Origin of the sequence: Cohnella silvisoli (assembly GCF_021190915.1) — a bacterium.
Classification (GTDB): Bacteria; Bacillota; Bacilli; order Paenibacillales; family Paenibacillaceae; genus Cohnella; species Cohnella silvisoli.
Map to the genome: position 1 here is coordinate 108,921 of NZ_JAIOAP010000001.1, position 23,962 is coordinate 132,882.

The following is a 23,962-nucleotide window of genomic DNA, read 5'->3' on the forward strand; positions in this document are numbered from 1 at the left end:
TGTGTAAACTTAGGAAAACAATTTGTTTTAATTGTTTTCCGCGCAACAGTTGCGACTCTAATTGCGGGAGCGATTACGACTGAACAGATACTTAGGTGTATCCTCTTATTTTTATTCCTGCCCTATTGAATAGAAAGGTTTAATAATTGCGTGGGGTGATTGTCATGAAAGACAGAATTGCCAAGGCTGCGACTCATGAAATTTTGCAACGAGGGCTGAAGTTCTCGATCAGGGATGTGTCCGACCGTTTAGGGATCAGTACGAAGACAATGTATCAACATTTTGAATCGAAAGAACAGCTTATAGGCTTCATCGTTGAGCAATCCGTTCTCGAGATGCAAGAGAAGGAAAAAGAACTAATGGGCGACGCCTCGCTCTCGACCGGACAAAAGCTGAATCAGGCGTTAACCGTGCTGCCTAGCGGATTCGCGTTTAGCGACATCCGTGCACTAGATGAACTAAGGAAATTATATCCCGAACAGTGGATGAAGATGGATCATTACCTCACGCAGGGATGGGACAATATCCGGTTGCTGATCAATGAGGGTATTGCGAACGGGGAATTGCGCCAATTCGACGTAGAGTTGTTCATCCAAGTTTATATTGGTGCCGTGTATCGTTTGATGGACGTTCAGGCGGTTGGACTTAGAGGCTTGAAGCTTGAAAAGGCGCTGTCGGACATGGTTGAATTCATGCTTATTGGAATTAGATTCGTTAATAAGAAGGAGGAGTAGGCTTGAAGCCTTATTTATTTTTGGCGGCGGCTATCGTTAGCGAGATCATCGGCACATCATTGCTTAAATCGTCCGATGGCTTCACGAAGCTGTATCCCACCCTTGGGACGGTGCTTTCTTTTGTTGCAGCTTTCTACGCGCTCTCGTTGTCGTTACAACAAATACCCCTCGGCATTGCCTATGCGATTTGGTCGGGAGTAGGGACAGCCGTAACCGCGATTGTCGGAATAGTCATCTGGAAAGAGACGGCCAGCCTAACGACGGCTCTTGGAATTGTACTCATTATTGCGGGCGTTGTAGTCATTAACCTTAAAGGTACGGCTCATTAAATGTTAAAAAAATGAAATACCCGATATAATGTAATGCACCGATATAAGGGGGTAACGTATCAGATGCACGACGAGAAAAATAGGATAAGGCAAGCCTATAATAATTATGCCGAACAGAGAGATCTTGCTCAGATGGAGCCGTGGAAATTCAAGGAGAGGCAGCGGTTTCTGCAGTCTATCTTGGAAGAAGATCTGAACTCCATCCTCGAGCTCGGAGCAGGGACGGGGCGGGACAGCCTTTATTTTCAGCAAAATCGGTTTGATGTGGTGTGCGTTGACCTTTCGGACGAGATGGTCAAGCTATGCATGGAGAAGGGCCTTGATGCCCGACGGATGGACTTTTACCAATTGGATTTCGAGCCTGAGCAGTTCGACAGCGCTTACGCCATGAACAGCCTTCTCCATGTGCCGAAGTCCGACATCGATCAGGTGCTGGAGCAAATTCATCGGGTGCTTAAGCCCGGAGGGCTGTTCTTCTTTGGAGTTTATGGAGGGGTGAGCAGCGAAGGAGTTTGGGATAAGGATCCGTACGAGCCGCAACGATTCTTCTCCATGTATACGGATGAGGAAATCGTCGAGGTTGCGAAGCGTTGGTTCGAAGTGGAAGATTTCCACATTGAGCCGATGGAGGACGGTACGCTGCACTTTCAGTCTTTGCTGCTCCGGAAATAGTTCACCGATCGAAGGGCCTTCAAAACCGCTTTTATAGTAGGGATGAAGGCTTTTTTGTCGTTTAGAAAATTATGCGCCTTAAAGAAATGCGCGATAGGAGTGCATGGGAAGCTGGTTAAGTAGACCAACTCAAACTACGGTGCCACACCTGAACGAATGGGATATCGGGCAAAAGAAGGATTAAATCGTTAAATAGCTAAATATTGATAGTATTAACAGTTAACATCGCGCTCAGTTCGTAGAAGACGAAGGAGGACGGTTCGGGATGGGTTTATTGGTGCTGTTTGGATTCGGTTTCCTTGCGGGCTTGTGGCTTTTTAGGAAGAATACGATCAAGGCAAACCATACTCCAAGCCAAGTTAAAGGGAAACTAACCGTCATCATCCCTGCAAGGAATGAAGAGATGAATCTGCCCTATCTGCTTAGCTCTCTCCAGGCCCAAACGCGCAAACCGTTCGAAATTATCGTCGTGGACGATTTCTCGGACGACCGGACGAAGGAAATCGCTGCCGGATTCGGGGTTACCGTTATTGAGAATACCGAGCTGCCTCCGTGCTGGACGGGCAAAAACTGGGCGGTATGGAACGGATATCGGCATGCATCGGGAGATCTGATCGCTTTTCTCGACGCGGATGTACGTCTGGAGCCTCATGCGCTGGAGTCGCTCATCAACGCGAGGGAAACAGCCGGGGGCGTCATCTCCGTTGTTCCCTACCATTATACGGAGAAACCCTATGAGCGCCTTGCGCTAATCACTAATATTTTAGGCGTATTCGCCTTCACGGCTCCCTCTGAAAGGAACAATCCGAAGAAAGGCCTCTACGGGTCCTGCATCCTGACCACGAGAGAGGATTATGACAAGGTCAACGGCCATGAGGGCGTTCGGTCCGAGCTGCTGGACGATCTGAACCTGGGAGCCAAGTATGTAGAAGCCGCCATTCCGGTCACGAACTTCATCGGGCATGGTTTGGTTTCCTTCCGTATGTATCCCCAGGGCATTCAAAGCGAAATCCAAGGCTTCGGAAAAGGAGCCGTCTTAAGTACGTCAGCGCTCAGACTTACCACAGTCATACTGATTGCGGTTTGGATAATCGGGTTGATCGTATCGGAGTCGGCACTGTTTCTCCTCCATACCTCATGGGCGCTGCCGCTTTCGATCGGGTACATTCTCTATACGCTTCAAATGATTTACTTCGTTAAATACGTCGGTGTATTCGGCCGGATCATTCCGGTGCTGCACATTTTCTCAACTTTGTTCTTCCTTGCGATTATGGTTTATTCGGCATATCAGGTCCTCTTTCTGGGACATGTTTCCTGGAAGGGGAGGAACGTCAAAGTAGGAGGCAGAACGGACCTATGATCGTATGGTGGACTGCCGTCGCTTGGCTGTCGGGTTCTTGTATGTTCTCCTATTGGCTTGGGCGTCTAGCTCGCACCAACCTGAAAGCTTTCGGAGACGGCAATCCGGGAGCATTGAACTTATGGCTGGCCGCCGGTTATAAATTTGGCATAGCCGGTATCGTCCTTGATTTTCTTAAGGGATATGTTCCCGTTCTCCTCGTTATGGACTACGGGTTAGTCGAAGGATATGGAATCGTGCCCGTCGCGCTTGCTCCGATTGTGGGGCACGCCTTTTCCCCATTCCTTCGCTTCAAGGGAGGTAAAGCGATCGCTGTTACTTTCGGCGTATGGAGCGCTTTGACCCGGTTTGAAGTTTCTCTTATCTATGCGATAATCCTAGCTCTCTTGCTGCTCTTGGGCAGGGCGCTCAATAACGGAAAACCCGTGTCTACGTCGGCGGATGGCTTTCAGGTCGTGTGCGGCATGTTGTTCGTTTCCGTATATTTGTACACACGGGGTTTTCCGAGCGCTATTCTCTGGTTCTGGCTCGGTAATTTACTGCTGCTTGCTTATACCCATAGACGCGAGCTTAGTGCGTTCGTTATGAGGAGTACTTAAACACAATGCGAAGCAGCTTGTCGTTAATCGTGGTTCGGGTATAGTCCTCATACGAATAATTGAAGATGGAGAGCCCCTTAAGAGCTGCGAATGCTTTTTTCATATCCGACGTTACCGATGCACCTTTCGTGTAGCGGATCACGAGCTCCTGTTGGCGATTGTCTACGGCGGCTTGTATTTTGCTTGTTAAGGTTTGCAAATTCGTTGCCGTAAAGGAGTCGGTAAGATAGGCGTAACCCAGTTGCTCGTAAAATTTTCCGTAGAAAGCAGCTCGGATTGTATCTGTTACAGCTAACGAAGTCAGTGTCTGATCATACGGAGTTATGGCTGCCGGATAGGACGTTGACGGTTTCCACCTATGGTCAATGCGAAGCTGGGAATCCGTTAGATTATAGTAGTTGTAATCCACGCGCCCGGCAACGTCCGGCACGGGGTCATCCCAAGTAGAGTCGAGATGGTACCATTGGCCGCCAATCCGGACAAGGTTCCAAGTGTGGGCTATACCTCGCGATGTACCTTCCACGATTTTTACCGGAATGCCGGCCTGCTTCATCATCTCATACGTAAGGAGGGCGTAGCCTTGGCACACTGTTCGGCCATTTATAAGTCCGTCATAGGCGGAATGCGAGACTAGCCGCTTATCGTAGGCAATATGAGTGACGATCCAATCATGAATTGTTTTTTCCTTCTGGTGGTCATTCATTCCTGAAGTCAGGACCTGACTGAGTGTCTGGGTAACGCGTTTCTTCACTTCATTCGTTTGAGTTAGGGTTTCCCAATAAGTAAAACGGAAAGTGATAGCGGCGGTATTTCCTTGGAAAGTCGCATTATAGCCATATGTCTTAACGATATAATGCAAATAATCATCGGAGCTGATGGCGGCATTCAATGTATCTTTAATGTCCTTTTTCAGTGATGTTTTATTACCGGAAAAAGTAACTTGAAAAGAGCTGAGACGCTCATTTAATGCGCGGACGATTTCCTTATGGAGTTGATCTTGCGATATCGTAGTTGCTGCTGCGCGTATAGATATAGAAGGGTCGAACCTTGTCGTAATATAAAAAGTCCCTAACAGGACCGCAGTGGCTAGTAAAATTCTTATCCCTATTTTCATAACTATCCTCGCCTTTCCCCGGTCTGCTGCCAATCAAATATTCATGATGGCAAAACCTCGTAACCTGAATCGGTCATTGGATCTATAGCTTGAATATAGCATACTTATAGCCGTTGATAGTGGAACCTATTTGCAATTTTACTGCCCCGCGCGACTTTGTATGTTCAGATTCTGAACCTATTTGCAATTTTACTGCCCCGTGCGACTCTGTAAGTTCAGATTCTGAACCTACTTTCAATTTTACTGACCCGTGCGACTCTGTAGGTTCAGATTCTGAACCTAATTTCAATTTTGGTGCTCCGCGCGACTCTGTAGGTTCAGATTCTGAACCTATTTGCAATTCTGGTGCTCCGTGTGGACCCCAATCCGCAAAACCCAAGAATTAGACCATTCCTTTTTATATGGAGATGGAGGTACGATTACATAAGAATGACGCAAATAGTGAGTGTCAACAAACATAACACAAAACAAACATCCACCACTCGCTAAATTTTATCCAAAAAAATGTAAACGAAACCAATAGAGATTATTGGAATAAGAAAATGCGATGCAAACAAAAAATAGCCAATAAAAACAAATAGAGACCATTTGAACGTTATGTTAATTGACATACTATTGATTTAGGCAGCAACGCCGTTACTTAAATGGGGAGGAATAAAAGAGATGAAAAAAAATGCAGCGATTGCCCTGGTATTATCCATGTGCATGATTCTGTTGGCCGCATGCGGCGGCAAAGGGAACGATTCGAATGCTTCGCCGTCGGCATCCTCGTCGGTTGAGCCTAGCGCCAGTGCAAGCGCATCCGCTTCAGAGGGCAGCGGAAATAGTTCGGAATTAACGGGAACGATCACATGGGCGACTCACCGTACCGAGCTTGTCGACACCGACTTGAAGAAGTACGTAGAGAAGTTCGAAGCGAAATATCCGGGTACCACGGTTAAGATCGAAGGTCTGAAAGATTACGAGCAGACGATTCGGGTACGGATGGCCGGCAACGAGCTGCCCGACGTGCTGTCTCTCGTAGAGACGACAAAGGCGGATTTGCCTACATTTTACGAGCCGCTGGACGACCTGGGCCTAAACGACAACATTTATTTTAAGGACTATAATTCCTATGAAGGCAAGCTCTACGGAATTACCCAGCAAGCGGCGATCAACGGTCTCGTGTACAACAAGAAAGCATTCGAGAAAGCGGGCATCGCGGAGCCGCCTAAAACATTAGACGAGTTGTTCGCGGACGCGGAGAAGCTGAAAGCCGCTGGCATCGTGCCGATGGCAACGTCCTTCAAGGATGGTTGGACGCTGCAATATTGGACCGATCCGGCTGAATTCATCTAAGGCAGCACAAACCTGCGCAACGACAAGATCAAAACGGACACGCCATTCACAGTCGACGGCCCTTACGGACAAAGCCTCGGCATTCTGAAGCAGCTTTACGAGAAGGGCGATCTGGAGAAAGATATCTACTCCGCTAACTGGGACCAAACCCAGAAGGATATCGCAACGGGCAAAACGGCTATGATGTACATCGGCAACTGGTTCTTCTCGAGCCTGGTAACCGGCGGGTTGGCGCTCGAAGACATCGGCTTCGTTCCGCTCCCTTACGACAACAGCGGAACCTACAAAGGCATGATGCGCAATGACTGGGCTTATGCGGTCAGCGCGACGAGCAAGAATAAACCGCTAGCCAAGGCGTTCATCAAATTCATGCTCGAAGAGTCCGGCGATGAAACGGATCACATGTTTATTTCCCCGCTCAAGGACAAGAAACAAGACCTTCCGCAGCTAACGCAGTTCATGAGCTATAATCCGACGATGCTGGAAGCTCAAGCCGTAAGCACGGAAGTAACGGCAGCGGAAAACAAAATGCAGTTCGACCTGTTCAAATTCATTCAGGAAGCGACGGTAGGCGATTTGCAGGACGTCTTCGACGGCTATAACAAGAAATGGAAAACCGCCAAGGCGGCCGCAAGCAAATAATCGTTCCGATCTAATACGTCTTACGAAGACCGACAAAATGGATGGCTGGTCACCCGGATCATCCATTTTGTCGTCCTTATTTTACATTACGGCAAGAGAGGGGAGACACGATGGTCAATAACTTATCCTACGGCCAGCAGAAGCGAATACTGATCATCCTGTTTTTGCTTGTTCCGCTTACTTTGCTCATCCTGTTCTCCATGTATCCGGCAGTCTATCTCGTTTATTTAAGTTTTATGAACTGGGATGGATTTAGCCCGGACAAAACTTGGGCAGGCATTGCCAACTACAAGGAAGTGTTCGCCAACAAGGAGATATGGGCCGCCTTCTCGCATAATTTCGTTTACTTGGGCTGGGGACTTCTGCAGAATGCGCTCGGCTTGTTATTCGCGCTGATACTCAACTCCCGGTTGCGCGGCCGCAATGTCTATAGGGTCATGTTGTTCATGCCTTACATTATGAACGGCGTCGCCGTAGCCTACATGTTTAACTATGTGTTCAATTCGGAATACGGCTCGTTCAATACGCTGCTGCACGGAATAGGGCTTGATTCGCTAGCCATCAGTTGGTTCGGATCTCCGAAGGCCGTTAATCACGTGCTCGGCTTCATTACTTTGTGGAAGTTTATGGGCCTCAATATGGTCATCTACTTGGCAGCCCTTCAGTCGGTGCCTTCGGAGATTATCGAAGCCGCACGCATGGACGGTGCCTCGCGGGTGCAAACGATCTGCCGCGTCATTCTGCCTAACATGGTCAGAGTAATCGAGTTGAATTTGTTTCTTACCATTATTGGCACGTTGGAAATATTCGATCTGCCCTTCTTGCTGACGAAAGGCGGACCGCTTGGGGCGAGCGATACGTTTCTCACCAAGACGGTCGAAATGGCGTTTAAATTCAATAACTTCGGCGTGGCTTCCGCGATGAGCCTTACGTTGATCGCCGCCGTTATCGTTGTTCTGAGCTTGCAAAGATGGATTACCCGGAGGTGGGGAGATTGAGCGTTACACGCTTCCGACCGCTTGAGTTGCTCAAGCATGCCTTCCTTTGGCTCGCCGTTGCGGCGATCATTTTCCCGCCTTATATTCTCGTGATGAACGCTTTTAAGAGCAAGTTGGAATTTACGCAGACGAGCGTTTTCAAACTGCCGGCCAGCTTTTTGAATTTCGACAACTTCGTTTCGGTCATGCAAAAAGCCCATCTGGACAGGGCGTACTTGAATACGTTGACCATTATCGTAATTGCGGTCATCGGCAATGTCTTGCTTGGGACGATGGTCGCCTACATTCTCGGCCGTTTTGACTTTGCACTGAAAAAAGCGGTTATGGGCGCCTATATCGCCTTATCTTTCGTTCCGACCATTACGACGCAGGTTGCAACGTTTACGGTCGTCCATAACCTGCATCTGTACAACACGATATGGGCTTCCATCGTTCTTCACTTCGGAACGAACGTGCTGCAAATTTTCATCTACCTGCAGTTCATCCGCAACATTCCGCGGGAATTGGACGAAGCCGCGATGATGGAAGGCGCGTCCTTGTTCAGAATCTATCGGACCATTATTTTCCCGCTGCTGGCACCTGCGACGGCGACCATCGCCATCATTAAGACGATCGATATCTACAATGACATGTTCATCCCTTATTTGTACATGCCGTCCCGGAGCCTGACCGTCGTCTCCACGAGCTTGATGAACTTCTCGTCGGAACGCAGCACGGAATGGGAAATGATGTCGGCGGCGATTCTCATGATCATGGTTCCGATCGTTGTGCTTTACTTGTTCTTCCAGAAGTATGTGTTTGCCGGGATCGTAAGCGGTGCAGTAAAATAACTGTACTTGCGGAAGCGGACAACTAGGGGGGAACCGGCATGAGAAAAGGAACGAGGGGAAGCGTATTCCGAAGCGCGGCGGAGAAGCTATGGGTTTCTTTTGCCAACCTGAATATGCAGCAAAAGCTGCTAATCGTGTTCCTGTCTCTTGTCTGCCTTCCCGTCGTGATGGCCAGCTATGCTTCTTCCTATTATTACACTCGCTCCATCAAAGCCAATACGATTGCTTACGCGACGGAGATCACCTCCAAAATGGTGGTGAAGCTTGACGATTACGTTACCGATCTCTATAACATGTCGGCGATGCCATTGTACAACAAAGAATTTCTCCAATGGCTCGCAGACCCGAACATCGAATTGCAGAAAATAAAGTCGATGGACCTGTACATCGAGAACTTAAACAAAATCAAACCGGATACGATGTCTGTATATGTTTTCGATAATTATGGCCACGCTTTTTTCAACATTAAATCCATGGGAAAACGCAATAATCTAGAAGAAGTGAAATCGGAGTGGGCGCAGATCGCCGAGAAGGGCAGCGGTCGCCCGCAATTGATCAGCACGCGGGAAGTATCGACGGATAAAGACACTTATTATGCCTTCTCGGTTGTACGGCAGCTTAAGCAACTGAACGACATGAGCCCGATCGGCTACATCGTCTTCGATACGAACATTACGGCCATCAATCGGCAGATTCAAGACGTCGATCAGGTGACCAAGGGCAAGACCATTCTCGTTGATGAAAATAACACGGTCGTATTCGACAGCGACGGCAAGCTGATTACTCGCAACCTGTCGGACGACGAGTCCATCCGGATGGCAACGGCGGACAGGGGCTCTTTTCACATTGACGTCGATGGCAAATCCTATATATGCACGTACGCCAAATCCGCTTTGACCAAGTGGAAAATGTTCGTCTATATTCCGATGGAAGATGCGACGCGCCAGGCTGCGGTCACACGCAACATTACCCTGCTCACGACGGGTGCATTCGTCACCTTCGCCTTGCTGATCGCCATCGCGATCTCTTATGCTCTTACCCGGCCTCTCAGCAAGATTAAGACTCTGATGCAAGAAGTTCAGACGGGCAATTTGGATGTCAGCTTCAACCAGAAATACCGGGACGAAGTCGGGCTGCTCGGAAGGCATTTCAATATTATGGTTACTCGCGTGCGAGAGCTGCTCGAAGAAGTGAAGCTGACGCAAACCCGCAAGAAAGAGGCGGAATACGCGGCGCTTCAGAGCCAGATTAATCCTCACTTCATCTATAACACGCTCGAGATGATCCGCATGAAGGCTGAGCTGAATGACGACGAAGAAGTTGCCGATATGACGTTCACCTTAGGGAAGCTGCTTCGGTACGGGGTTAATCATGAGGAGCAGCACGTAACCGTGGGCAAGGAACTGGAGCATCTGAACAACTACATGCTGCTGCAAAACTCGAGATTCTCGAATAAATTCCGCTTGGTCATCGATATTCCCGAGAGCGATTACGAGATCCCTTGCATCAAGCTGATGTTCCAGCCTATCGTCGAAAATGCCATTCATTACGCCTTCAAGGATAGGCTCGAGGAAGGAACGATCCGAATCTCCGTCCGCCATAAAGGGGAGGATGTCGTCTTCACCGTCACGGATGATGGGAGCGGGATGGACGCACAGAGGCTCAAGGCTTTGAGAGAGCATATGACCGGCAACCGGGTTCTCACTCCAGGCAAGGGTATCGGGCTTCGGAACGTCAACGAGCGCATCAAGCTCCAGTACGGAGAAGTCTATGGCTTGACGGTCGAGAGCACGGAGAATGAAGGCACGAGGATTACGATCCGGCTGCCCGACAAGCGGTTGCGGGAGGAGGGCTTGGAATGCTGAAAGTGATGGTGATCGACGACGAGGAGCATATCCGTCAGGGCATTGTGAAGATATTGTCCAAGTACCCGGGAGAGTTGGAAATAGCGGGACAGCATGCGAATGGCTTGGAGGCGCTATTGCAAATCGCGGGAATGGACGCCGGTGATCTCGACCTTATCCTTACCGATATCGAGATGCCGATGATGAATGGGCTCGATTTCATTGAGCAAGCCAAGAGCAAATTGCCCGATCTAAGCATCATCATGCTTAGCGGTTACAACGACTTCGAATACGCCCGCCGTGCGATGAGGGCAGGGGCAGCCGATTATTTGTTGAAGCCTATGGACAAGGTGGAGGTTTTCCGGCTGCTCGCCCAGTGCGAGGAGCGGAAGCTTACTGCCGGCGGGTCCGAACAGGCGAAAGGATCGGCTGCGTCGACCGCCGTCCCGGTTGGCGAGAAAACGACCGTGGAACGCATTCGGAAGCTTATCGAGCAAGAATATAACCGGGAGATCGATCTGAAGTACATCGCCGACAAGGTCGGGTTCAATGCGAGCTATATTAGCAAAATATTCAGCAGAGAAACCGGCGAGACGATTACCGATTGTCTGAACAGGGTGCGCATAGCGAAGGCAAAGCAGTTTCTTAGGGACCATCCCGGATTAAAGGTATACGAAATCGCTCATAGCGTAGGGTACGGTGATAAAATTTATTTTCAAAAGTTGTTCAAACGAATGGTCGGCGTGACTCCGCTCGAATATCGCGCGGGCACGCCCGATAGTTAGGGGAGAGAAGGCATGGCTTCTTTTGTAATCGAAGGAAACCAGTTTATGTATGACGGCAAACCCATGCGCATCATTAGCGGGGCAATGCACTATTTTCGAATCGTTCCCGAATATTGGGAGGACCGTCTCCGGAAGCTGAGAGCTTGCGGCTTTAACACGGTCGAGACTTACGTAGCTTGGAACCTTCACGAGCCGAAGGAAGGACGTTTTAATTTCGAAGGCATCGCGGATCTCGTGCGTTTCGTTCGCTTGGCTGAGAAGCTAGGGCTGTTCGTCATTGTTCGCCCGAGTCCGTATATATGCGCGGAATGGGAATTCGGAGGGCTGCCGTCCTGGCTGCTCGCCAACCCGGGCATGAGGCTTCGCTGCAGCCATCGGCCTTTTCTGGACAAAGTTGATGCCTATTACGATGTCTTGCTACCGAAGCTGAAGCCGCTCTTGTGCACCTTCGGCGGTCCGATTATCGCTATGCAGGTCGAGAACGAATATGGCAGCTATGGCAACGATAAGCAGTATTTGGCTTACTTGAGGCAAGCGATGAAAGACCGGGGAATGGACGTCCTGCTATTTACCTCCGACGGGTCGGAGGATTATATGCTCCAAGGAGGCACGCTTCCGGACATGCTGGCTACGCTTAATTTCGGCTCTAATCCGGAGCAGGGCTTTGCCAAGCTGCTCGAATATCAGCCCGATAAACCGCTTGTTTGCATGGAATACTGGAACGGATGGTTCGATCATTGGGGCGATCAGCATCATGTCCGCGGACATGATGACGTTAAGGATGTGCTGGACCGGATTTTGCGCATGGGCGCTTCGGTCAATTTCTATATGTTCCACGGAGGAACGAATTTCGGCTTCTTTAACGGGGCTAATCATATCGACTTTTACGAGCCGACGGTCACCAGCTACGATTACAATGCTTTACTGTCCGAGGCGGGGGATATTACCGACAAGTACATGGCGATTAGGAAAGTTATCGCGTCGTATGCGGATGTTCCGGACGAACCTTTGCCGCCGCCTTCGGCGAAAAAAGCTTACGGAAAGGTTCGACTTACGGAGCGGGCAGCGTTGTTCTCTTCGTTCGACAGCCTGAGCGTGCCCGTTCGAAGCGTTTTCCCGGAAACGATGGAGCGGCTCGGGCAGGACTATGGCTTTATTTGGTACGAGACCGAAATGTCCGGGCCGCAAACGGACTGCGAGATCATGCTTCAGGACGTTCATGACCGCGCTCTGATTTATGTCGATGGGGTCTACCGCGGAGTGGTCGAGCGTTGGCGCGCGGAAGATTCGGTCACGGTCGATATTCCGCCGTCCGGAGCCAAGCTAGGTATCCTTGTCGAGAACATGGGCAGGATCAACTACGGCTCGCGCATAAGGGATGCAAAAGGGATCACAGAAGGCGTCAAAGCGGGTAAGCGCCAATACAATCAATTTCTATTCAACTGGGAGATCCGTTGCTTGCCGCTGGATGATCTGTCGGGTGTTCAGTTTGAGCCGATTTCGTCAACGGCTAACGGCGGCGTTAATGACAATTTGCCTAAGGCTGCTGCACCAGCCTTCTACAAGGGAACGCTCCGCGTGGATGAAGTCGCGGATACGTTCTTGAAGCTTGAAGGATGGGTAAAAGGCGTCGTCTACGTTAACGGATTTAACCTGGGACGTTATTGGGAGAAGGGGCCGCAGCGAACGCTTTACGTGCCCGGTCCGGTGTTGCGCGAAGGGGACAATGAGATCGTAATCTTCGAATTGGAAGGGACGGAGGAGCCCGTCGTAACGTTCCAGGATTACCCGGAGCTTGGATAGCGGTCAGAGAAATGTTAGAGGAGGAGCTATGCCAAGTGAACGACCGACGCAGACAGCATTCGCTTGTGACGCACGACCAGCACGATGATAGGCATTATGGAGCCGTTCATGTTCCTGTATACGATAGCAGTTTATTTACTTTCCCTTCCGTAGCGAAGATGGAAAAGGCGGAAGCGGATGGCGGCTACGTCTATACGCGCGGCAATAACCCTACCGTGCACGAACTGGAGCGCAAGCTGGCCATGTTGGAAGGCGGGGAGCGAGCAAGATGCTTCGCGACCGGAATGGGAGCTGTTTCGGCGGCGCTTCTCTCCATCGTGCGTACAGGGGATCATATCGTTTGCGTGAATCAGGCTTACGGACCGGCGAGAAAGTTGATGGGAAACTATATGCGGCGATTCGGGGTGGAGGCCGACTTCGTGGACGGTTCCGATCTGACGGCAATCGAAGCGGCAATTGGACTGAAGACGAAGCTGCTCTATCTGGAAAGTCCATCGAGCCTGCTGTTCGAACTGCAAGACCTCCGGGCTTGCGCGGAGCTCGCTCGCAGACATGGAATCCGAACCCTTATTGACAATACTTGGGCGACACCTTATTATCAGAATCCTCTAAACTTAGGCATCGATCTCGTTGTCCATTCGCTGACTAAATACGTAGGCGGTCATAGCGATGCCATGGGCGGAGTCGTTATTGGAAGCGCGGAACGGATCGGCGAGTTCGATCGCAATGAGCTTATTTTGCTCGGATCCGTTATGCAGCCGCAGACGGCGGCTTTGATCTCGAGGGGACTAAGAACTCTGCCGCTGCGGATGGAGCGCCATCAGATCGGGGGAAAGGCCGTGGCTGAGTACTTGGAGTCATTGCCATTCGTTGAACGGGTTCGTTATCCCGGCCTTCCGTCTCACCCGCAACACGAGTTGGCGAAGGTTCAAATGACCGGCTTCGGCGGATTGCTTTCCTTCGAAGCGGGCTTGGATAAAGAAAAACTCGTTCGTTTCATAGAATGGCTGACGTATTTCCGCATCGGGTTCAGTTGGGGAGGTTACGAGAGTCTCGTTTCGATACAAGAAAGAAGCGCAGATCCTCACAATCATTCAGTACCCGTAGTCAGGCTTTATGTCGGTTTGGAGGAGCCTGAGGATCTCATATCGGATCTGGATGAGGCTTTTCGGGCAGCCGGATTCAACTAAAATTGATTTCGGAGGGGGCGTAATAATGGGAATTCGACTCGATACGGACATCTGCCGGATGTTTAATATCGTGATGCGATCCGGGGAATCCGTCGATTAACGGAATCTTCCTTCGCGGTTAACCTATTCTCAATTCCATTAACCGACGACAATACGCGAATCAAGGAAGTCCAAACAGAGTTGAACCGGATGCGTGATGAGCTTGGTGTACCCCTTGTACCCGATGCGCCCGTCCTAACTCCGGATCGTTTCAAGGAACAGCTTGCGATATTGCTGGAAGAAAAGGTGCCGGTTATCAGTACGGCTTTTGGCGTTCTATCGAAACAGGCCATGCGACAAGCCCAATCAGCCGGTATCCGAATTGTTACGATGGTCACTACCGTACGCGAGGCGCTCTTAGCGGAACAGGCTGGTTGCGATGCGGTCGTTGCTCAAGGGAGTGAAGCGGGTGGACACCGAGGGACGTTTGACATCTCGGAATATCCACTGGGCGCTAACATCGGCACGTTGGCGTTGGTGCCGCAGATTGTCGACAGCGTCAGCATTCCGGTCATTGCCGCCGGAGGCATTATGGATGGACGCGGGCTTGTTGCCGCTCTAGCTCTCGGAGCGCAAGGCGTACAGATGGGAACGCGTTTCCTGACCGCTGTCGAATCCGGTGCGCATGTCTCCTATCGGGAGGCGTTGCTGAATAGTACGGAGGAAAGCACGGCGTTGACCAAGGCGTTCTCGGGTCGTCCGGCAAGAGGGGTTCTGAACAAGTTTATGAGGCAATGGGATGCGACCGGCCTTGAGCCGCTTCCTTTTCCAACGCAAAATACCGCGACACGGGACATTCGCAATGCCGCTGCCAAGCAGAACAATGCAGACTATATGTCTTTGTGGGCCGGACAAGGGACAAGGCTGCTGACTTCTGGACAACATGCGGAGGATATCGTTGCCGAGATGGTCCGACAGGCTATTTCCATATTGTCATAAACAAAAACACTGCCCTTGTCCGGAAGTTCATCTAGCCTAATTTTCGTGCCATTTTGGAGAAATCGTACCATTATCCCTCTGTCTCAGAAGTGCCATACCGAACGTACGTTTTATTTTCAAGAGGTATCGGGTAAAATTTCAACATTCTGGGTTTGTTTTCAAAAGCATGAACAAGGGTTTTCCCCCTGCTCGGAAGGGATAATGGTACGTTTTCGCGGAAAGGAGGTAGGGGAGCTGCGGTGGTCCTATTCTGCTTCTAATGCGAAGGGATAAAAGTACGTTTTCGCGAACAACCGCAGGCAGGAACAGGGATATCGGACCGGTCGACCCCGAGAGTTACAAGGGGTTCAGGGGTATGATTGCTTCATTATGGATATCCGCCAAAAGTAAAAGGACCGGAGGCAAAGCCTGGCAAAGCCCCCGGTTTTTCGTGGATTACGCTTACTCGCTAAGCTGACGCAAATGGTTCAAGGCTTTGACGGAAAGGTCTTCCCATTGCTCGGAATAACGATAAGGTACTTGTATCCATCCATTCATGGGACGGCCGGGCATTGGTTCAAAAGGGCGAACGCCCTCCAAGCCCATTAAGCTTGCATCCGCGGGCAGTTTGAATATCATTTCGTCCTGATGGAACATCGCGAATGCTTTCTTGTTCAATTTCAGGCACTTTGCGCCGAACATGTTGCCCTTATCGACGTTATCCGTTAGGTTTAAGTGTTCCGCGATTTCGTTGAATTTCTGCTCATTCTGCGACATGGAATTTCCTCCTGTATACGAGAGCGGTCTTCCGCTTAGGCCAAGTATTTCTCCAGCGGCGTCCAGTAGTTATCTTTCCAACCCGGCGCCAGATGCTCGCTCTGACCTTCGGGGATGCCCGTGTGATCAAATATCAATAGGGTTTCCGAGCCCTGTTCCTTGAGTTCGAACTTGACGATGGAATAGACGCCTTCTTCCCATCTGGCCGGGCGCCAGGCTTGTACGATTCGTTGGTTTGGCACCAGTTCTATGTTGCGACCGACGATATGTCCACCGAAACAGGAGAAGGATCCGCCCGCCTCCGGGCTGATTTCAGTAGGTGCGCCTCCGGTGGCTGCGCTGAATGGGTCTGCATTGGTAAGAACCTCGTAAATGCGGCTGGGGCTCGCTTTGAAAGTAACTTCTTGATGAATAGAGGCAGACATTGTATTCGTATTCCTCCCAATGGATATTATTATTTAATGCATAGCCTTTACGGACCAAGGGTCTACGCCGGGATCTTGTCCTTCGGCCAATGTTTGAAGTCGGACCATATAATGATTCCAACCCTGTTGATGCGACTGAATTTCTTGAACCGGCAAGTCGGAATGCGTCAATACCAAGACGGTGCCGTTATCCTTCGGAGTCAAACGGAACTCGAGCGTGCTAGCACCCGGGGGGACGATCTTCGATTTTTCCCAACCCCACGTCATGACGATCTTCTCGTAAGGTACGATCTCTACGTATTCGCCCATGGCGATGTCGCTTCCGTTGACGTCAATGCGAAATTTGCCGCCGATTCTCGGTTCCAGAAGGACATGGCTGCCCATCCAACGGACCAGCTTGTCCGGGTCGGTAAAGAACGAGAACAACGACTCCGGCCGACATTCGATAAACAATTCTTTCGTAATTCGTTCGCTGCTATGAATGGTATTCATTTTTTTCTCCTTTCCTCGGCTTCGGCCGCTTCTTTCAAACGTAGTAAGCTATCGTCCCAGAAACGGTCGATATAAGCTCTCAAATCGGCAAAACCTTCCTTCCTCATTCGATAATACCGCTTGGTTCCGTCCCTTCGGACAACGACTAGCCCCGATTCCTCGAGAACCTTGAGATGCTGGGAAATGGCAGGCGCTGTAATCTCAAAATGCGAGGCAATGGCGCTGGAAGTTAGCTCGCCATCGTGAACGAGAGATAAAATATCTCTGCGTCTTGGCTCAGTTAGAGCGTGAAGTGTTTTTTCGATCATGACGTTAATTTAGCATACACTTAATTTAGTGTCAACTTAATTAATGATTAGGATTCATCGTACAAGTTACGCACTAGTACTACTCTTGCATACCGCCTCGATTGGAAATAACGGGTATTTTACAGTTAAAGTTATGGTTTCACGCCATAAATGGGAAATTAACAACAATTGTCCAGTTATTTCTAAAAGTTACGAGGTGAAAGAAGAGGAAGTGGGGAAAATAACAGGAGTTATACAGTAAAATCAATGAGTCCACTCCAAACTTAATGTAATTACAGGAGTTTTACAGTTATTTATTCTTTCAAATGCCGTATCGTGCGGTCGAAATTCGAAAGATTAGGGGCTGTCCCTCGGGCCATTATCGACCTAAAGAGACAGCCTCATTAATCCTTAGCGAAATTCATGCTTCAACAATATCGCACTTATTTTGAATAAAATGGATTTGATTCTCTAACCGATTTCGGGTCTCTTGCACCTCGGCTGAATGATCGTTGTCGCTTGACGCGATGAGTTTTTCCAATTCCTGCTTTAATTGATGAAGATCGTCGCCCGCGTTCGAGCAGTCGTAGTCGCTTTCCAACTGGTTAAGCAAGCTGGCGCCATCCTCTCGGATTAAGATTTGTTTCCGGATTTGTTGCCTTTCTTGTCAGAGGTGCGGGTAGTCGTGTTCTTGACCGCGTGCCCTTGCTGTTTCGACAATTTTGGTTCCTCCTTCGGATAAGCGATACGTTATTGTTCGTGGAAAAAGTTCCGGTTATTCGTCAAAAATCAGGGCTGCCCATCGCTCCCGACTGGAAATCCTTAAAAGCCTCCATGATTTCCTCTTTGCTGTTCATGACAAACGGGCCGTGTTGATAGACAAGCTCGTCGATCGGTTGTCCGCTTAAAACGATAACAAGCGTCTCGTCGGTCTGTCCTTCGATAAAAATGTCTCCGGGTGTATTTTCGAACAGGACGAATTGTCCCTCATCCGCAGTTTGTGTTTCGTTGATCCTGACTGAGCCCTTGAGCACCAAAGCCGCGGTATTGAAGGAGGCGGGGAGCTCGAACTGGGCTTTCCCTTTCTCCTTGAACGCGATATCGAACAAATGGATGGGCGTGAAGGTTTGCGCGGGTCCCTTAACCCCTTCATACTCTCCGGCAATCACGCGAACCTTGCCGCCGCCTTCCGGCAACTCGGCGATTCCCATTTGACTGTTCAATAGTTCCTGGTACTTTGGAGTATTCATTTTATTGGCGCGGGGCAGGTTAACCCATAGTTGAATCATTTGAAATAGCCCGCCGCGTTTGGAAAATTCCCGTTCGTGATACTCCTTGTGCAATAATCCGGATCCCGCCGTCATCCACTGAACATCGCCCGGGCCGATTACCCCGTGGTTGCCTTGGTTGTCATGATGTTCGATATGGCCCTCATAAGCAATCGTTACAGTCTCGAAACCCCGGTGCGGGTGGGCTCCGACGCCCTTAAGCGTGTTGCTGGGCGGGAATACGAAAGGGGCATTATAGTCCATTAACAAGAACGGGCTAAAACGCTGTTGAAAATTATTGCCTGACGGAAAATAATTCGATACCCTGAAACCGTCGCCTACCATGTGGAACGGTGCGCCTGTGTAAATACCTTCGATTTTACGTTTCGTTGTCATAAGAATGAGCTCCTTTGCCCAATAATTTTAGTAAAGCAATGGCTTCTAATTTCTGGTCCGTCGTAAGAACGTTCATCATGCCATGAATGCTCGACGCATGCTGAGGGAAGATCCGAGTGAACAGCTCCTCCCCGGCTTCGGTGATCTCGGCATGAATGACTCTGCGGTCTTCCGTGCTAGGGATTCTTCGTATTAGCCCTTTATTCTCAAGCTTGTCGATATTAAAGGTCATCGTACCGCTGGTGATAAGGATTTTTCCTCCGATTTGCTGGATCGGAATTTTCCCTTTCTTATGCAAAACATCCATAATTCCGAACTCGGAAGCGGATAACCCATAGTTCTTAATATCCTTCACCGCTTTGTCCATAATACTTTTGTAAGCTTTGGATAGGACGATTAGCAGCTTAAGGGACGTTTGTACATCGACATCTTCTTGAAGCGGCATGTTTTTTCCGAAGCCTCCTTTTTATCTTCAACTAAATAATCTTAATTTAAAGATATAGGATAAATCGAATCTTGTCAACTAACAGTCAGGGCACGAATTCGCATTGACCCGAACATAAATGATAAAATCTCCCTAGAAGGAAGGGGAGTATGTTATGACGCGAGTGTCCGGGATTCCAACCTCAAGAGCAGCCAATTTCATTAAATTTCAACGAGATCCCCTGGGGTTCCTGGTAGACGCATTGCCGATGGGGGATGTCGTGTCCCTGAGAACAAGCTCGTTCCGTCCTACGTTTGTCGTGAACTCGCCTGACTTCATTCAGGAAATTCTGGTTCATCAAGAGCAGCATTTCCGCAAGGGAAGAAGCTCCGGGGTTCTGCGCAGGACGATCGGGGACGGGCTTCTGACATCCGAGCATTCGGTTCACCGGCAACAGAAAAAATACTTAACGCCGGTTTTTTATAAAGAACGCATTCAAACCTATGCCCAGATCGTGCAGGAGGAGACGGAACGGCTTGCGGATTCCCTGGAAGATGGGGTGCCCGTTCCCATGCATGAGGTAATGATGCAGTTGACGCTTGGCATTATTGCGCGCAGCTTATTCAAAACCGAGCTTGATGCGGACAAAGCGGAGCTGGCAGCCGCGGTAGACGTCACGATCCGCCAAACGGCCGGTACGATATTCTCGCCAATCATCATCCCATTTGCTATTCCGACACCGGGTAATGTGAAGCATAAGCGTGCGATTCGGACGTTGGAAGCCATGATATACGAGGCAATCTCGAAGGGGAAAAGAGATCCGGATGCCTACGCTGACAGTATGCTGGGGCTACTGTTGGATACGAAGGACGAGTCGGGGAACGCACTGTCCGATCAAGAAATTCGCGACCAGATGATGACGATGCTGCTAGCTGGACATGAGACGACGGCCAACGCATTAGTATGGGCGTGGTATTGTTTAGAGCGGGCTCCTGGAGCTAGGCAACGGCTGCATGAAGAGCTGGATGTTATCCGGCTCAACGAAGAGAGTTCCGGCGGTGAACGATTATCGGCCTATGACCGATACCGGGAGATGTCCTTCACGAAGCAGATCGTGCAGGAGACATTGCGGCTCTATCCCCCGGCATGGGCGATTCTTCGTGAATCCGAGCAGGAACTTGTTATGCTGGGTGATCATTTCCCCAAGAACAGCAGCTTTCTGATCAGTCCTTACGCGATTCATCGCAATGACAGCGTGTTCGGCGATGCTGGCGTGTTTCGTCCGGAGAGGTTCGATGGCGGAGTTTCCCAATGGGCGAGATTCGCTTATTTTCCGTTCGGGGGAGGCTCTAGAGGCTGCATTGGCTCGCAGTTCGCGTTATTGGAGGCGGGGATCATAATGGGATCGCTTGCGGAAAAATTTCATTTTACGTCCACATCGGGACAAGGCGAGGCGGAACCTGAGCCGCTCGTATCCCTGCGGGTGAAGAACGGTCGGTGGATGGTTCCCGAACGTCGGCAAAACCAGAAAAGTTCGGAGAAAATGAAAAGCCAAAGTTTAGAGTAAGCAACAACTGTCAATTCTAGTAGAGTAATTAAAATCTACTAGAGTAGGCGATAAAATGTTTATAATAGGATTAGCCGGAGTGCTTGCTGTCATAGCTTTCGGAACAACAATCGGAACTGTTATCATCTCCCCAGTGGGCAAGGTATTAGCTACGGTCATTATGGCTATAGGAGCTACACTAGGCGTAACTGTCAACACAGTCGCCTATAGTACGGGCATAACGGCACTAACAGCAGCTTCCTTTGGAATAATCATCGGAGCGTCGGCTGTAATCGCGGGTAATGCCGCGGTCCGCAATTGGCTAAAGAAAGCCAAGTTCGAAGGAAATTTCTAAAACGTACATGATGCGAGAGACACTTGGAGGGTACCATGATCAATCCAATTACAGTACCTGATATTTCGACAAGACCGTTTAATCTGACTGTGGTTCGTGAGATGGAGACAACGCCGGACGTGCTTTACCGGGCGTGGACGGAACAGCTCGATCAATGGTTCGCGGCACCGGGTTCGGTGTTGATGAAAGGGGAGGTCAACGCCGTATTCTTCTTCGAGACGGTTCACCGGTTCGAGGAGCATGGCAAGGCGGAACGCCATCCTCATTATGGTCGATTCCTTAGACTTGAGCGCGATCATCTCATCGAGTTGACGTGGGTTACCGGGGCGAAAGGCACTTGGGGAGCCGAGACGATCGTCACGGTTGAAATGGCTCCTAACGGCAAAGGCACGCAATTGCGGCTTGCGCACGCAGGGTTTCCGGACAAGGAATCAAGGGATCAGCACGAGCATGCCTGGCCGTTCGTACTCGAGCAATTAGACCAACGAATGAAGGAACTTGAAAAATAAGATTGACAGGGATTGTTGCGGAATTTATATTAGTTGTACATACAAAATAGAGCAAGAGGTGAAGCCGCCATGAACGATAGTTTTTTGCATAATTGTTTGTTCTTCACCGCTAATCGCTTAAGTCGTTCCATAACGAGAATTGCCGAAGAACAATTTGCGTCGACGGGACTTAGTCCTATGTATGGATATCTTATTCTGCTCGTTAACGGAATCCCGGGAATCACGCAGAAGGAGTTAGCCGAGAAGCTGTACGTAACCCCGTCTACCCTAACTCGTTTCATCGACAAGTTGGAAGCCAAGCAATTGGTAGAACGGAAGGTACAGGGGAAAACGGTGCTCGTTTATCCCACTGTTAAGGGGCAGGGTTTGGAAGATACGATTCGTCAGGCTTCGAGAAATCTGCACGACAGCTATGCGGCCCTTCTTGGGGAAGAGGAATCAGATCAATTGTCCCAAGATATTAAAAAAACAAGCGAGAGGCTTGAGAAAAAATGATTATTTGTTTGAATTAATTTTGTATGTACAAACAAAATAGGTTGAAAAGATGTTCCAAACAGATGGAGCGGAGCGTGGAACGATTGAACACGAATAAAGTATCGCCGAAATTGTATTATGGATGGATCATAGTTCTCATCACCTTTATTACTTTGCTTGTATCCGCAGGAATCCGTTCGATGCCGAGTATATTAATGCTCCCTTTAGAAAATGAATTCGGGTGGAGCCGGGGAGGAATCTCAGCGGTCGTATCCGTCGGGATTTTCTTGTATGGATTAGTAGGGCCATTTTCTGCCGCTTTATTGCAGAAATTCGGTATTCGCCGGGTGATGGTCGTCGCTCTGGCGGTTCTGGCCGCAAGTCTTGCCGTAACGCCGTTAATGACGTCCTTGTGGCAATTCGAGCTCTTATGGGGATTCGTCGCGGGGCTCGGATCGGGAATGATGGCCAACGTGCTCGGAGTAACGGTCGCCAATCAATGGTTTGTGAAGAGGAAAGGGCTGGTCGTTGGAATGCTGACGGCCAGCGCCGCTACGGGACAGCTCTTATTCCTGCCCTTGCTGGCTAAGATTACGGCGGATTCGGGCTGGAGATATGCCATGTATACATCCGTCGCGGTTATTCTCGTCCTGCTCGTTATCGTCGCCCTATGGATGAGAAACCATCCGTATGACGTAGGCTCTGCTCCGTATGGTTCGGATGAGATTAGCAAGCCTGTTCCTTTTAAGGGGAATATCATAGTCACGCCGTTGCTCGTGCTTCGTTCCGCGCTTCGAAACAAAACTTTCTGGCTTCTCGCGGGTACGTTTTTCTTCTGCGGATTTTCCACGAACGGTTTAATCGGAACTCACCTCATTCCTGCTTGCGGCGATATTGGGATTTCCGGAGTGGTAGCGGCGGGATTTCTCGCGATAATGGGGCTTTTCGATCTTGTCGGGACAACGTTGTCTGGCTGGTTATCGGATAGATTCGACAGTCGTTGGTTGCTGTTCTGGTATTATGGGCTTCGCGGGTTATCCCTTATTTTCCTCCCTTATGCCCTTCATCTCGGTTATATGGAAATGATGATTTTTACCGTATTTTACGGGTTGGATTGGATCGCGACCGTTCCGCCAACCGTCAAAATTTCTTCGAACGCGTTCGGCCGAGAACAGGCGGGAATGATTTTCGGATGGATCGTCGTCGCCCATCAGATCGGCGCTTCGGTGGCTGCTTATGGAGCGGGAGTTATGAGGGATTGGCTGGGCACTTACACGGTATCATTCGTCGCTGCCGGTTTCGTTTGTATCCTTGCCGCTTTAATGGCGATTAGAATTTCGAAAGCGGGCGGTAAGGATCAGCTTATCGGAGCGTGAGCGTATGGTATAATCTTATCCATAATGAACAGATTCCAACGTACTAGTCGAATGGGGGGTTACCGATGGCAGAAGTGTACAAAAACTGTCAAAGCTGTGGGATGCCGATGTCGAGAGACGACAAGGGCGGCGGAACCGAGGCAGACGGATCAAAGAGTACGATGTATTGCAGCCATTGCTATGAGAACGGCGTGTTTACGTTGCCGGATATTACCGCTGACCAGATGAAAGAGAGAGTGAAGGCCAAACTGGTGGAGTTCGGCATTCCCAAGTTTGTCACGGGCCTTTTCACGCGAAACATAGTCAAGCTGGAACGGTGGCGGAATCGTTAATCGAGTGTATTTATATTTGTCCAAAGACATCGACCACGCGCGGTCGGTGTTTTTCTGTATGGAGCGAGATCGGAGTGTGATCTTGGTTACATCATTATGACTTTGA

General features: G+C 49.7%; 25 protein-coding genes and 2 pseudogenes. 19 read left to right on the forward strand and 8 right to left on the reverse strand.

Going from position 1 to position 23,962, the window contains the following annotated elements:
* Positions 1-164: 164 nt before the first annotated feature.
* The 5 genes and pseudogenes from K7P76_RS33580 to K7P76_RS00475 all read left to right on the forward strand — a co-directional run.
* A pseudogene (locus K7P76_RS33580) lies at positions 165-293 on the forward strand (TetR/AcrR family transcriptional regulator); the annotation flags it as partial.
* Positions 294-736: 443 nt separating this feature from the next.
* Positions 737-1,063, forward strand: coding sequence for a DMT family transporter (locus tag K7P76_RS00460; protein WP_232182104.1), 327 nt, complete (start codon positions 737-739; stop codon positions 1,061-1,063).
* A gap of 63 nt (positions 1,064-1,126) precedes the next feature.
* Entirely contained in the window at positions 1,127-1,735 is a 609-nt protein-coding gene (locus K7P76_RS00465; protein ID WP_232182105.1) for a class I SAM-dependent methyltransferase, read from the forward strand.
* A 265-nt stretch (positions 1,736-2,000) separates the two neighbouring features.
* Positions 2,001-3,095 (forward strand): glycosyltransferase family 2 protein, encoded by a 1,095-nt coding sequence (locus tag K7P76_RS00470; protein WP_232182106.1) that lies wholly within the window; start codon positions 2,001-2,003, stop codon positions 3,093-3,095.
* The gene (locus K7P76_RS00475) at positions 3,092-3,694 is read left to right on the forward strand and encodes a glycerol-3-phosphate acyltransferase (RefSeq protein ID WP_232182107.1); all 603 of its coding nucleotides are present in this window, start codon (positions 3,092-3,094) and stop codon (positions 3,692-3,694) included. The genes K7P76_RS00470 and K7P76_RS00475 overlap by 4 nt, the downstream gene beginning before the upstream one ends.
* Here K7P76_RS00475 and K7P76_RS00480 read toward each other — a convergent pair.
* Positions 3,678-4,808 (reverse strand): transglutaminase domain-containing protein, encoded by a 1,131-nt coding sequence (locus K7P76_RS00480; RefSeq protein WP_232182108.1) that lies wholly within the window; start codon positions 4,806-4,808, stop codon positions 3,678-3,680. The genes K7P76_RS00475 and K7P76_RS00480 overlap by 17 nt on opposite strands.
* A gap of 705 nt (positions 4,809-5,513) precedes the next feature.
* Between K7P76_RS00480 and K7P76_RS00485 the strand changes: the two are divergent.
* From K7P76_RS00485 to K7P76_RS00520, 8 genes and pseudogenes are all read left to right on the forward strand, one after another.
* Positions 5,514-6,788, forward strand: a pseudogene (locus K7P76_RS00485) (ABC transporter substrate-binding protein).
* A gap of 110 nt (positions 6,789-6,898) precedes the next feature.
* Positions 6,899-7,786, forward strand: a complete 888-nt coding sequence (locus tag K7P76_RS00490) for a carbohydrate ABC transporter permease (protein ID WP_232182109.1) — start codon at positions 6,899-6,901, stop codon at positions 7,784-7,786.
* Positions 7,774-8,616 carry a carbohydrate ABC transporter permease gene (locus K7P76_RS00495; protein ID WP_309244712.1) on the forward strand — a complete coding sequence of 281 codons (843 nt, stop codon included), beginning with the start codon at positions 7,774-7,776 and terminating at the stop codon, positions 8,614-8,616. Before K7P76_RS00490 ends, K7P76_RS00495 begins: the two co-directional genes overlap by 13 nt.
* Before the next feature lie 38 nt (positions 8,617-8,654).
* A complete protein-coding gene (locus tag K7P76_RS00500; protein WP_232182111.1) occupies positions 8,655-10,481 on the forward strand; it encodes a sensor histidine kinase in 1,827 nt (608 codons plus the stop codon).
* Positions 10,475-11,245, forward strand: a complete 771-nt coding sequence (locus K7P76_RS00505) for a response regulator (protein WP_232182112.1) — start codon at positions 10,475-10,477, stop codon at positions 11,243-11,245. The genes K7P76_RS00500 and K7P76_RS00505 overlap by 7 nt, the downstream gene beginning before the upstream one ends.
* A gap of 12 nt (positions 11,246-11,257) precedes the next feature.
* On the forward strand, positions 11,258-13,048 hold the full coding sequence (locus tag K7P76_RS00510) for a glycoside hydrolase family 35 protein (protein WP_232182113.1): 1,791 nt from the start codon (positions 11,258-11,260) through the stop codon (positions 13,046-13,048).
* A gap of 35 nt (positions 13,049-13,083) precedes the next feature.
* Positions 13,084-14,238: a trans-sulfuration enzyme family protein gene (locus K7P76_RS00515; RefSeq protein WP_232182114.1), complete on the forward strand. Its 1,155-nt coding sequence runs from the start codon at positions 13,084-13,086 to the stop codon at positions 14,236-14,238.
* A 78-nt stretch (positions 14,239-14,316) separates the two neighbouring features.
* Positions 14,317-15,216, forward strand: a complete 900-nt coding sequence (locus K7P76_RS00520; RefSeq protein ID WP_309244718.1) for an NAD(P)H-dependent flavin oxidoreductase — start codon at positions 14,317-14,319, stop codon at positions 15,214-15,216.
* Between the two features lie 441 nt (positions 15,217-15,657).
* On the opposite strand, the gene K7P76_RS00525 is transcribed toward K7P76_RS00520, so the two are convergent.
* The 7 genes from K7P76_RS00525 to K7P76_RS00555 form a co-directional block, all read right to left on the reverse strand.
* Positions 15,658-15,972, reverse strand: a complete 315-nt coding sequence (locus K7P76_RS00525) for a hypothetical protein (RefSeq protein WP_232182115.1) — start codon at positions 15,970-15,972, stop codon at positions 15,658-15,660.
* 35 nt (positions 15,973-16,007) lie between these two features.
* Positions 16,008-16,397, reverse strand: coding sequence for an SRPBCC family protein (locus K7P76_RS00530; RefSeq protein WP_232182116.1), 390 nt, complete (start codon positions 16,395-16,397; stop codon positions 16,008-16,010).
* A gap of 33 nt (positions 16,398-16,430) precedes the next feature.
* A complete protein-coding gene (locus K7P76_RS00535; protein ID WP_232182117.1) occupies positions 16,431-16,889 on the reverse strand; it encodes an SRPBCC family protein in 459 nt (152 codons plus the stop codon).
* The gene (locus K7P76_RS00540) at positions 16,886-17,197 is read right to left on the reverse strand and encodes an ArsR/SmtB family transcription factor (protein ID WP_232182118.1); all 312 of its coding nucleotides are present in this window, start codon (positions 17,195-17,197) and stop codon (positions 16,886-16,888) included. The genes K7P76_RS00535 and K7P76_RS00540 overlap by 4 nt, the downstream gene beginning before the upstream one ends.
* 400 nt (positions 17,198-17,597) lie before the next feature.
* Positions 17,598-17,789 (reverse strand): DUF2524 domain-containing protein, encoded by a 192-nt coding sequence (locus tag K7P76_RS00545; RefSeq protein WP_232182119.1) that lies wholly within the window; start codon positions 17,787-17,789, stop codon positions 17,598-17,600.
* Positions 17,790-17,958: 169 nt separating this feature from the next.
* Positions 17,959-18,840, reverse strand: coding sequence for a pirin family protein (locus tag K7P76_RS00550; RefSeq protein WP_232182120.1), 882 nt, complete (start codon positions 18,838-18,840; stop codon positions 17,959-17,961).
* On the reverse strand, positions 18,824-19,285 hold the full coding sequence (locus K7P76_RS00555; protein WP_232182121.1) for a MarR family winged helix-turn-helix transcriptional regulator: 462 nt from the start codon (positions 19,283-19,285) through the stop codon (positions 18,824-18,826). The genes K7P76_RS00550 and K7P76_RS00555 overlap by 17 nt, the downstream gene beginning before the upstream one ends.
* 154 nt (positions 19,286-19,439) lie before the next feature.
* Between K7P76_RS00555 and K7P76_RS00560 the strand changes: the two genes are divergently transcribed.
* The 6 genes from K7P76_RS00560 to K7P76_RS00585 all read left to right on the forward strand — a co-directional run bounded on the left by K7P76_RS00560 (position 19,440) and on the right by K7P76_RS00585 (position 23,856).
* Positions 19,440-20,831, forward strand: a complete 1,392-nt coding sequence (locus K7P76_RS00560) for a cytochrome P450 (protein ID WP_232182122.1) — start codon at positions 19,440-19,442, stop codon at positions 20,829-20,831.
* A gap of 55 nt (positions 20,832-20,886) precedes the next feature.
* Positions 20,887-21,165, forward strand: a complete 279-nt coding sequence (locus K7P76_RS00565) for a hypothetical protein (RefSeq protein ID WP_232182123.1) — start codon at positions 20,887-20,889, stop codon at positions 21,163-21,165.
* A gap of 35 nt (positions 21,166-21,200) precedes the next feature.
* On the forward strand, positions 21,201-21,674 hold the full coding sequence (locus K7P76_RS00570) for an SRPBCC family protein (protein WP_232182124.1): 474 nt from the start codon (positions 21,201-21,203) through the stop codon (positions 21,672-21,674).
* 69 nt (positions 21,675-21,743) lie between these two features.
* Positions 21,744-22,169 (forward strand): MarR family winged helix-turn-helix transcriptional regulator, encoded by a 426-nt coding sequence (locus tag K7P76_RS00575; protein WP_232182125.1) that lies wholly within the window; start codon positions 21,744-21,746, stop codon positions 22,167-22,169.
* An 83-nt stretch (positions 22,170-22,252) separates the two neighbouring features.
* Positions 22,253-23,524, forward strand: coding sequence for an MFS transporter (locus K7P76_RS00580; RefSeq protein ID WP_255678120.1), 1,272 nt, complete (start codon positions 22,253-22,255; stop codon positions 23,522-23,524).
* A gap of 65 nt (positions 23,525-23,589) precedes the next feature.
* Positions 23,590-23,856: a zinc ribbon domain-containing protein gene (locus tag K7P76_RS00585; protein ID WP_232182127.1), complete on the forward strand. Its 267-nt coding sequence runs from the start codon at positions 23,590-23,592 to the stop codon at positions 23,854-23,856.
* The last annotated feature ends 106 nt before the right edge of the window (positions 23,857-23,962 follow it).